This is a genomic window from Kitasatospora sp. NPDC059973 (assembly GCF_042737525.1).
Lineage (GTDB): Bacteria > Actinomycetota > Actinomycetes > Streptomycetales > Streptomycetaceae > Kitasatospora.
On record NZ_JBHWUI010000228.1, the window covers coordinates 1 to 10,318 of the forward strand.

Annotated in this window: 9 protein-coding genes; 8 read left to right on the forward strand and 1 reads right to left on the reverse strand. The window is 74.0% G+C overall.

Going from position 1 to position 10,318, the window contains the following annotated elements:
- Positions 1-198 precede the first annotated feature (198 nt).
- A complete protein-coding gene (locus ACFWA9_RS35805; RefSeq protein WP_380393127.1) occupies positions 199-828 on the forward strand; it encodes a choice-of-anchor C family protein in 630 nt (209 codons plus the stop codon).
- Positions 829-1,077: 249 nt separating this feature from the next.
- On the forward strand, positions 1,078-2,625 hold the full coding sequence (locus tag ACFWA9_RS35810; protein WP_380393130.1) for a carbohydrate binding domain-containing protein: 1,548 nt from the start codon (positions 1,078-1,080) through the stop codon (positions 2,623-2,625).
- A 59-nt stretch (positions 2,626-2,684) separates the two neighbouring features.
- On the opposite strand, the gene ACFWA9_RS35815 is transcribed toward ACFWA9_RS35810, so the two are convergent.
- The gene (locus ACFWA9_RS35815) at positions 2,685-3,335 is read right to left on the reverse strand and encodes a LysE family translocator (protein ID WP_329487074.1); all 651 of its coding nucleotides are present in this window, start codon (positions 3,333-3,335) and stop codon (positions 2,685-2,687) included.
- 489 nt (positions 3,336-3,824) lie between these two features.
- Here ACFWA9_RS35815 and ACFWA9_RS35820 point away from each other — a divergent pair, with 489 nt between their 5' ends.
- The 6 genes from ACFWA9_RS35820 (at position 3,825) to ACFWA9_RS35845 (ending at position 10,269) form a co-directional block, all read left to right on the forward strand.
- Entirely contained in the window at positions 3,825-5,231 is a 1,407-nt protein-coding gene (locus ACFWA9_RS35820) for an SDR family NAD(P)-dependent oxidoreductase (RefSeq protein WP_380393133.1), read from the forward strand.
- A 219-nt stretch (positions 5,232-5,450) separates the two neighbouring features.
- Complete coding sequence (locus tag ACFWA9_RS35825) at positions 5,451-6,359, forward strand: phosphatidylinositol-specific phospholipase C (protein ID WP_380393136.1); 909 nt, start codon at positions 5,451-5,453, stop codon at positions 6,357-6,359.
- Positions 6,360-6,578: 219 nt separating this feature from the next.
- Entirely contained in the window at positions 6,579-7,784 is a 1,206-nt protein-coding gene (locus ACFWA9_RS35830; protein WP_380393139.1) for a cytochrome P450, read from the forward strand.
- Between the two features lie 71 nt (positions 7,785-7,855).
- Positions 7,856-9,016: a type III polyketide synthase gene (locus ACFWA9_RS35835; RefSeq protein WP_352296258.1), complete on the forward strand. Its 1,161-nt coding sequence runs from the start codon at positions 7,856-7,858 to the stop codon at positions 9,014-9,016.
- A complete protein-coding gene (locus ACFWA9_RS35840; protein ID WP_329487080.1) occupies positions 9,013-9,597 on the forward strand; it encodes an NUDIX hydrolase in 585 nt (194 codons plus the stop codon). Before ACFWA9_RS35835 ends, ACFWA9_RS35840 begins: the two co-directional genes overlap by 4 nt.
- A 189-nt stretch (positions 9,598-9,786) precedes the next feature.
- Positions 9,787-10,269 (forward strand): SHOCT domain-containing protein, encoded by a 483-nt coding sequence (locus tag ACFWA9_RS35845; RefSeq protein WP_380393143.1) that lies wholly within the window; start codon positions 9,787-9,789, stop codon positions 10,267-10,269.
- The last annotated feature ends 49 nt before the right edge of the window (positions 10,270-10,318 follow it).

The following is a 10,318-nucleotide window of genomic DNA, read 5'->3' on the forward strand; positions in this document are numbered from 1 at the left end:
GCCCCGGCGGGCCGACGGCCCGGGGCCGGTCCGCGGCGGCCGACCGCCCGCCAAACCGGCGCGCGAGAGCTCACGGGTGCCGCCCCGCACCACGAGGCGCCCGCACCCCGGCCTGGCCCCGCGCGGCCGGCGGCTCCGACGATGAGCGCTGTCGGGCCCATTCCGGGCTCCGGCACCACGTCCGTCCGGGAGGTCCCCATGTCGTTCCCGCGCACCCGTACCGCCGCCGTCACCCTCGCGCTGCTCGTCGGCGGCGTCACCGCCTCGGCGGTTCCCGCCCGGGCCGCCGTCACCGCCGACCGCGCGGGGGCCCAGAGCCGGGCCCTCAGCCGCTTCGACGACGGCAGCTTCGAGACGCCGAAGGTGGCGGCGAACTCCTTCCTCGGCCTCTCGGCCGGACAGTCCATCGGCCCGTGGCGCGTCACCGGCGGCAGCGTGGACCTGATCGGTGCCGGCTTCTGGCAGGCCGCCGAGGGCGACCAGTCCGTCGACCTGAACGGCTCCTCCCAGGGCACCGTGGCCCAGACCTTCGCCACCACGCCGGGCGCCACCTACTCGGTGACGTACGCGCTGGCGGGGAACCCCGAGGGCGGACCGGCCGTCAAGACCGGCCGGGCCCTCGTCGACGGCCAGGACTTCCAGGACTTCTCCTTCGACACCACCGGCAAGTCGCGGGCCGCCATGGGGTACGTGGGCCGCCAGTTCACCTTCGTGGCCACCAGCGCCTCCACCACCCTGGCCTTCGCCAGCACCACCGGCAGCGGCGCCTACGGCCCGGTGGTGGACGACGTCCAGGTCCGGGAGTGCCGGGCCTGCCCCACCTGCTGACCGCGCGGCCCGCCCGGGCGTCCACGGCCGCGCCCCGGGAGCGGGCGCTGCCTTAAACCGTTCCTAAAACCTTCCCGGCAACCGCCTCTGATGTGCCGAAGGTGCTTGACGTGCACAGCTGGTCTAGTCCAGTTTGAAGCTGCACCGCGCACCTCCCCGCACCGGACCACGCCCCCACCGCACCCGCCGCCCGCCCGCGCTCCCCCTCGCGTGGCGGGCGGCGGGCGCACCGTCCCGAGAGGCACCCCCATGCCACGCGCGCCCCACGACACCCACGCGCCCGACGCCCCCGCCCGGCACCGCCGCCCCGCCGTCCGGGTCAAGCTGCTCGGCCTCGCCGCCGCCACCGTGCTGGCCGGCGGCGGGCTCGCCTCGCTCGCCGGGAGCGCCGGCGCGGCCGACGGCAACCTGCTCGGCAACGCCGGGTTCGAGAGCGGCTCGGCGAGCCCCTGGAGCTGTTCGGCCGCCACCGGCAGCGTGGTCGGCACCGGCGCGCACAGCGGCTCGTACGCGCTGAGGGGCGGCGTGAGCAGCAGCGACACCGCGCAGTGCGGCCAGAGCGTCGCCGTTCGGCCCAACACCACGTACACGCTGAGCGCCTGGGTCCAGGGCCAGTACGTCTACCTCGGCGCGACCGGCAGCGGGGTCACCGACCCGGCGGTCTGGACGCCCGGCGGCCCCGCCTGGCAGCAGCTCTCCACCACCTTCACCACCGGTCCGGCCACCAGCAGCGTGACGGTCTACCTGCACGGCTGGTACGGGCAGGGCGGCTACCTCGCCGACGACGTCACGCTCACCGGCCCGGGCGGCAACCCGACCACCCCGCCGCCGACTTCGGCCACACCGACGCCGACCCCCACGCCCACGCCCACGCCCACGCCCACCGGCACCGGAACGCCCACCACCCCGCCGCCGGCCACCGCCGTCCCGGTGGCCCCGTACATCGACATGGGCGCCTGGCCGACCCCGTCGATGCCCGCGATGGCCCAGGCCGGCAACCTGAAGTCCTTCACCATGGGCTTCGTGACCGGCGTCGGCTGCAAGGCCAGCTGGTTCAACGCCTACGACCCGCGCACCGGCTGGGCCAAGGACCAGGTGGACGCGCTGCGCGCGGCCGGCGGCGACGTGAAGGTGTCCTTCGGCGGCGCCAGCGGCACCGAACTCGCCGCCGCCTGCACCTCGGTGGACTCGCTGTTCGCCGAGTACGACGCCGTGGTCAAGGCCTACAACCTGCGCTACGTCGACTTCGACATCGAGGGTGCCGCGATCGCCGACACCGTCGCCAACGACCGCCGCTCCGCCGCGCTCGCCAAGCTGCAGAAGGCCAACCCCGGCCTGAAGGTGTCGTTCACCCTGCCGGTGCTGCCCGAGGGGCTCACCGCCGAGGGCGTCGCCATCGTCCGCTCGGCCCGGGACGCGGGCGTGGCCGTCGACCTGGTGAACGCGATGGCGATGGACTACTACCGCGCCGGCGCCGACTACGGCGACGCGGCCGTCCAGGCGGCCCAGGGCCTCTACGGCCAGCTCAAGTCGCTCTACCCGGCGAAGAGCGACGCCCAGCTCTGGGCCGCGGTCGGCATCACCCCGATGCTCGGGGAGAACGACGACCACCAGGTCTACAACCAGGCGGACGCCCGGCAGCTGGTCGCCTTCGCCCAGCAGCACCACCTCGGCGAGCTGGCCTTCTGGGACGCCACCCGGGACGCCAACGCCTGCACCGGCGCGCTCTACAAGTGCACCAACATCGCCCAGCAGCCGTACGAGTTCGCGAAGATCTTCGCCCAGTACGCGGGCTAAGCGGGGCGGTCACCGTCGGCGGTCACCAGCCCCGCGGGGCGGTGACCGCCGACGGCGGCTCAGGGCGCCGCCACCGCGGCGTTCGAGCGGTCCGCCACGAGCCGCACCGCGAAGCCGGCCAGCGCCGTGCCCATCAGGTACCGGTGGACCCGCTGCCAGGTCGGGCGGCGGGCGAAGAAGGCCGACACCGAGCCCGCCATCAGCACGAAGACCGCGTTGCCGGCCACGCCGACCGCGATCTGCGTCAGGCCCAGCAGCAGGCTCTGCACCGCGACGTGGCCGCGGTCCGGATCGACGAACTGCGGCAGCAGCGAGACGTACAGGATCGCGATCTTCGGGTTCAGCAGGCAGGTCAGCAGGCCCATGCCGAACAGCCGGGCGGGCCGGTCGGCCGCCAGCTCCTTCGGCGCGAACGCCGAAGTGCCGCCCGGCCGGACGGCCTTCCAGGCCAGCCAGAGCAGGTAGCCCGCGCCCGCCAGCTTGAGCGCCAGATAGACCTCCGGCACCAGCGCGAACACCGCCGCGATCCCGGCCGTCGCCGCGACCAGGTAGACCAGGAACCCGACGAAGACGCCCGCCAGCGAGGTCAGCCCGGCCCGCCGGCCCTGGGCGACCGAGCGGGACACCAGGTAGATCATGTTCGGACCGGGGGACAGGACCATCCCCAGTTCCACCATCGCGATGCCGGCTATCGCGCCGAGACTCACCATCGTGCCGCTCTCCCCGTTCCCTTCGTGGCCGCGGTGCGGACACCGCGGGCCGACGGCCGGCCCGCCGCGAGGCCGCGACGCGCAACCGCCTCGATCCCGCCGCGCACCGCGCCGCGGGCTCGCAGCACATCCGCCGCGATCAAGGTCTCATCCTACGAATAATGCGATCTCACTTGTCGGGCGCAGCCGCTACAGTCCTGACCACCGCCCGGGGGCGGCACCGCGGCGGGCACGCCGGTCCGCGTCCGGCCTCCCCGGCGGGCCCCGGTCCTGGTCCGGTCCTGGTCCTGGTCCGGTCCGGTCCTCGTCCTGGTCCGGTGGCACGACGGCAGGCGCACCGCCCGCTCGTCTCCGGCCGCGACCACCGGGGCGCCGCAGCGCGGACATCCCAGCACGGGACATCCCAGCACAGGGCACCGCAGCACAGGACACCGCAGCACAGGGCACGGCAGCACACGGCATCGCAGCACAGCGCACGAGGGGGAGGACATGACGGTCCGGAGCGACGAGCGGACAGCGGCCGACGAGATAGGCCCGGAGGAGCTGGCGGCCTTCGGCCGCACCCTCGGACGCCTGCGCGCCCTCCCCGCCGACCACTCGGTGCGCCGGCACGCCGAGCGCCAACTGGAGTCCTTCGTCCGGGAGAGCCGCAAGCGCCGTCGCCAGGACGCCCGGGACGAGGACCGCCTGGCCGATGCCGGCCTGCTCGCCGCCACCGCCACCGGCGCGCCGGACCGCCGCGAGGACGCGCCGCTGACCGCCGCCGCCCCGGCCGCCCCGCTCGGCGAGCTCCGGCTCGGCCGCCGCTGCTACGTCTGCAAGCAGCACTACCGCCGGGTGGACGCCTTCTACCACATGCTCTGCCCCGACTGCGCCGTCGACAACACCGCCCGGCGCGGCCTCAGCACCGACCTGCGCGAGCGCCGGGCACTGCTCACCGGCGGCCGGGTGAAGATCGGCTTCCAGCTCGCCCTGATGATGCTGCGCGACGGCGCCGAACTGATCGTCACCAGCCGCTTCCCGCACGACACCGTACGGCGCTTCCACGCCGCCGCCGGCAGCGCCGAGTGGCGCGACCGCCTCACCGTGGTCGGCATCGACCTGCGCGACCCGCGCCAGGTACTCGGCCTCACCGAGCAACTCCGCGCCGACGGCCGCCCGCTGGACATCCTGGTCAACAACGCCGCGCAGACCCTGCGCCGCCCGCCCGGGTCCTACGCCCTGCTGGCCGCCGGTGAGCGGGCCGCGCTGCCGGCCGCGTCCGCCGCGGTCGTCCACGCCCCGGGGTTCCGGCCGATGCCCGCCCTCGCCCCGGCCTGGCCCGCCGCCGAACTCGGCACCGCCGCCGAGCGGTCGGCCGTCGCCCTGCCGTCCGAGTGGGCCGACGAGGCGGGCCTGCTGCCCGACCCCGCACCGGTCAACTCCTGGTCGGCCCGGCTCGGCGCGCTGGACCCGGCGGAGCTCCTGGAGACCCAGCTGGTCAACGCGCTCGCGCCCGCGCTGCTCTGCGACCGCCTGCTGCCGCTGCTGCTGGCCGCGCCGCACGCCCGCCGCTACATCGTCAACGTCACCGCGGTGGAGGGCCGGTTCGCCGTCCGCAACAAGACCGCCGGCCACCCGCACACCAACATGGCCAAGGCCGCCCTCAACATGCTCACCCGCACCAGCGCCGAGGAACTCGCCGCTCAGGGCGTCCACATGTGCGCGGTCGACACCGGCTGGATCACCGACGAGAACCCGGCCCCCAAGAAGGCCCGGCTGGCCGCCGACGGGTTCCGCACCCCGCTCGACATCGTCGACGGCGCCGCGCGCGTCTACGACCCGATCGTCCGCGGCGAGGCCGGGGCGCCGGTGTCGGGCGTCTTCCTCAAGGACTACCGCGAGGCGGCCTGGTGACTCCCGGGGGCCGGCCGGCCACCGGGCCGGACCTCACCCGTGCCCGGCGCGGGCCGGCCGGACCTCGCCCGCCCGCGCGACAACTCGCCCGCCGCTGACGGGCGGAGGTGCGACCGCGCGCCGTCGCGGGGCTGGGCAGGGCGGGCCGATCTCTCCACAATGGACATGCCATTGTCGTGATCCGGCCACCACACCCGACGGGGGTACCAGACCGTGCCCGTGACCTCGCACGCGCCGATCAGCCGGCGCACCTTCACCCGAACCGCCCTGCTGGGCGCCCTCACCGCCGCCGGCCTCGGGGCGGCCACGCCCCGGGCCGGCGCGCTCGCCGTCCCGGCGGGAGCCGACTGGCTGGGCGCCGTCGACGGCGGAGCCACGCTCTCCCGGCTCACCCTCCCGGGCACGCACGACAGCTGCGCGCTGTACGGCGGCCCGCTGACCCAGACCCAGACGCTCGCCCTGCCGGACCAGTTCGCTGCCGGCGTGCGCTTCCTGGACATCCGCTGCCGCGCGATCGACGGCGTGCTCGCGATCCACCACGGCCCGGTCTTCCAGCAGATCTTCTTCGGCGACGTCCTCAACCACTGCCTGGCCTTCCTCGCCGCCCACCCGGGCGAGACCCTGGTCATGCGGGTCAAACAGGAGTACTCCACGGTCTCCGACAGCGAGTTCGCCGCACTCTTCGCCGGCTACCAGGCGCGCTGGCCGGGCCTGTTCTGGAGCGAGGACCGGATCCCCCGGCTCGGCGAGGTGCGCGGGCGGGTGGTCCTGCTGGCCGACAACTCCGGCCTGCCCGGCCTCCGTTGGGGCGGGCCCCGGACGGACATCGAGGACGACTACGACATCGGCACCATCTTCGAGCTCAACTCCCGCAAGTGGCCCGAGGTCTCCGCCCACCTGGACGCCGCCCGCGCCGCCGCCGACCCGGGCCGCCTGTTCCTCACCTTCACCTCCAGCTCCGGCTGGGGCCTCTGGCCGCGCCAGGCCGCGGACGCGATCACGCCGAAGCTCCGCTCCTACCTGGGCGCCCTCGACCGCCCCGCCCGCCCGGTGCTCGGCACCGTCCCGCTGGACTTCGTGACCCCGGACCTCGCACGCTCGCTGTACGCGCTCAACTTCGGCGGCTGACCGGGCGGGGCGCGCCCGACCGCCGGGCGCGCCCCGCTCGCCCGGGCATTCGCGCGCCCTCAACTCCCGCATATCGCACGACAATCATCTATCTCGCTCGATCGAGCGAACTATCCTCCTTATCCACATTTTTGCCTTTCCATGGGGGAACATCAGCACGTCCGCGCCCGAACGATCCCCCGGTCGGGCGGCACCAACTCCGGCCATTGGGATAAGCCCGTGACTACCTCCGCCCCCGTGTGGGACTGCCCCTTCAACCACACCGAAGGCCTGGAGTTCGACCCCCTCCTCAAGCGACTGCTCACCGAGGACCCGGTCGCCAGGATCCGCCTGCCGCACGGCGAGGGCGAGGCCTGGCTGGCCACTCGCTACGAGGACGTCCGCGTCGTCACCACCGACCGCCGGTTCAGCCGCGCCGCCGGCATCGGCCGCGACCTCCCCCGGATGACGCCCGCCCCGATCGCCCAGGTCGAGGCGATCAACCTGATGGACCCGCCGGCCCACAACCGGCTGCGCCGGCTGGTCGCCAAGGGGTTCACCAACCGGCAGGTCGAGCAGTTGCGGCCGAAGACCCAGCGCACGGTCGACGGCTTCCTGGACGAGATGGCGGAGCACGGCTCCCCCGCCGACTTCGTCCACCACCTCGCCTCCCGGCTCCCCATGGTCACCATCTGCGAGCTGCTCGACATCCCCGAGGACGACCGCGCCGAGCTGCGCGGCCACGCCGTCGCGATGATGTCGATGGGCCCCGGCAGCGGCGACGGCCAGGTCCGGGCCAAGGCCGCGCTGCGCGCCTACTTCTCCGAGCTGACCGCCGCCCGCCGCCGCTCCCCCGGCGAGGACCTGATCAGCGCCCTGGCCACCGCCCGGGACGAGGAGGAGCTGCTGGACGACCAGGAGCTCGCCGTGATGGCCATGGTCCTGCTGGTCACCGGCCACGACACCAGCACCTACCAGCTGAGCAACATCACCTACACCCTGCTCACCCACCCCGAGCAGCTCGGCAAGCTCCGCGCCCAGCCGGAGCTGCTGCCGCGCGCCATCGAGGAGCTGCTCCGCTTCATCCCGTTCCGCCAGGGCGTCGGCATCGCCCGGGTCGCCACCGAGGACGTCGAACTCGGCGGCGTGCGGATCAGGGCCGGCGAGGCCGTCCACGTCTCCTACCTCGCCGCCAACCGCGACCCGGACATGTTCGAGCGGCCCGACGAGCTGGACCTCGACCGCGGCTCGGCCAACCACATGGCCTTCGGCTACGGGACGCACCACTGCGCGGGCGCCCACCTCGCCCGGATGGAGCTCCAGGTGGCCATCGGCACCCTGCTGCGCCGCTTCCCCGACCTGCGGCTCGCGGTGCCGGCCGCCGAGCTGGACTGGCGGACGGGCTCGATCTGGCGCTATCCGCGGACCCTGCCGGTCGCCTGGTGACCAGCTCCCCGCCGCGCCGGCCCGGCGCCCCTCCGACGCACCCGTAGGCCCTCCAGGGGAGATCCGTACCCATGGCAACACTCTGCCGACCCGCCATCGCCGTCCCCGAACACGTCATCACCCTGGAGCAGACCCTCGACCTGGCCCGCGGCCTGCACGCCGACCATCCACAGCTCGGCCTCGCCCTGCGTCTGATCGAGAACACCGGCGTCCGGACCAGGCACCTGGTCCAGCCCATCGACGAGACCCTGCGCCACCCCGGCTTCACCGGCCGCAACGCGGTCTACGAGCGGGAGGCCAAGCGCAGGGTCCCCGAGGTGGTCGAACGCGCCCTGGCCAACGCCGAGCTGTCCGCCCGCGAGATCGACCTGATCATCTACGTGTCCTGCACCGGCTTCATGATGCCGTCGCTGACCGCCTGGCTGATCAACACCATGGGCTTCCGCTCCGACACCCGCCAGGTGCCGATCGCCCAGCTCGGCTGCGCGGCCGGCGGCGCCGCCGTCAACCGGGCGCACGACTTCTGCCGCGCCTACCCCGGCGCCAACGTGCTCATCGTGGCCTGCGAGTTCTGCTCGCTCTGCTACCAGCCGACCGACCTCGGCGTCGGGTCGCTGCTCTCCAACGGCCTGTTCGGGGACGCCGTCGCCGCCGCCGTGATGCGCGGCCGCGGCGGCACCGGCGTGCACATCGAGCGCAACGGCTCGCACCTCGTCCCGCACACCGAGGACTGGATCTCCTACGGCGTCAGGGACACCGGCTTCCACTTCCAGCTCGACAAACGCGTCCCCGGCACCATGGAGATGCTCGCGCCCGCCCTGCGCACGCTGGCCACCGAACACAGCTGGGACATCTCGGGCCTGGGCTTCTACATCGTGCACGCCGGCGGCCCGCGGATCCTCGACGACCTCTGCCACTACCTCGACCTGGAGCCCGCGGCCTTCCGCTTCAGCCGCGCCACCCTCACCGAGCGCGGCAACATCGCCAGCGCGGTCGTCTTCGACGCCCTCGCCCGGCTCTTCGAGGAGGGAGGGGTCGCGGACGGCACCCACGGCCTGATCGCCGGCTTCGGACCGGGCATCACCGCCGAGATCTCGCTCGGCAGTTGGGCCGGCGTCCCGATCGAGGCGACCATCCCGCGCCGCCCCCGGGCGATCGACGTGGCCGACCTCGCACTCGTCCAGGCGACCACCCCCCTGCTGCGTCCGGCCGGGACTACGATCACCGAATGACCGACACCACGGACCGATCCGACGTCTCTGCCAGAGCGGCCGAACTGGCCGCGCGCTTCCCCGCGTTGCACGCACCGCAGTACTGGCCCTGGGGCCGGTACGACGCGCAGTTCTCCCTCGCGCTGCCACCGGACGAACTCATCACCAACATCCACCTGGTGGGCTTCTCCGCCGGGCTGGTGGTGCTCTGCCGGGACGACCGCGACCACTGGTTCCTGCCGGGCGGGACGCGGGAGAGCGGCGAGTCGATCGAGTCCTGCCTGGTCCGCGAGCTGCGTGAGGAGGCCGGCGCGCGCCTGCTCGGCGAGCCGTCCTGGCTGGGGGCCCACCGCTGCGTGACGGACAGCGCGGAGCCGTACCGGCCGTGGCAGCCGCACCCCGAGAAGGCCTGGCTCTGGGGCTGGGCGGAGGTGTCGGTGGACTCCACCCCGACCAACCCGGACGACGGCGAGCAGGTGGTCGAGGTCCGTGCGGTGGAGCCGGCCGAGGCGCAGCGGCTGCTGGTCGGCAGCCACGAGCCGTGGTGGGGCGAGCTGGTCGGCCTGGCCGTGGAGCTGCGCGGGCGGACGTCCGCCGGCTAACGAAGCGGGGCGGCGGCGGGGGCGAGCCGGGGCCGGGGCGTGGGCCGGGGGCACGGGCGCGACCGGGACCCGGGCGGGGCTCACACCCGGCGGCGGCGAAGATCACTGGGATGGCCGATCACAGCGGCGCCATGCCCTTCATGCGGTGATATGACTCGTTTGACCTGGGTCGTCACCGACGGGAGCGTCATGGACAACTACCCGCTGCTCAACATCTTCTGGACGATGTTCGAGCTGTTCCTCTGGATCCTCTGGTTCTTCCTGCTGTTCAAGATCATCACGGACATCTTCCGCAGCCAGGACCTCAGCGGTTGGGGCCGGGCCGGCTGGCTAATCCTGGTGATCCTGCTGCCCCTGATCGGCGTCCTCGTCTACGTGATCGCCCGTGGCACGTCGATGAGCAAGCGGGACGTGGCCGAGGCCCGGCAGAACGAGGCCGCGTTCAAGGCGTACATCCGGGAGGCGGCCGCCGAGGCGCCCGGGAGCGGTCCGCCGGGCGCGGGTGCCCCGGGTGCCCCGGGTGCCCCGGGCTCGACGGGTTCCACCGCGAGCGCCGCCGCGGCCGGCGGGCGCAGCCACGTCGACGACCTCGCCAAGCTCGCCGACCTCAAGGCCGGCGGTGCGATCACCGAGGTCGAGTACCAGCGGGCCAAGGAGAAGCTCCTGGCCTGAGCGGCGACCGGCCCGAGCCGGGACCGGCCGGGGCGGCGGGCCGGTGGAC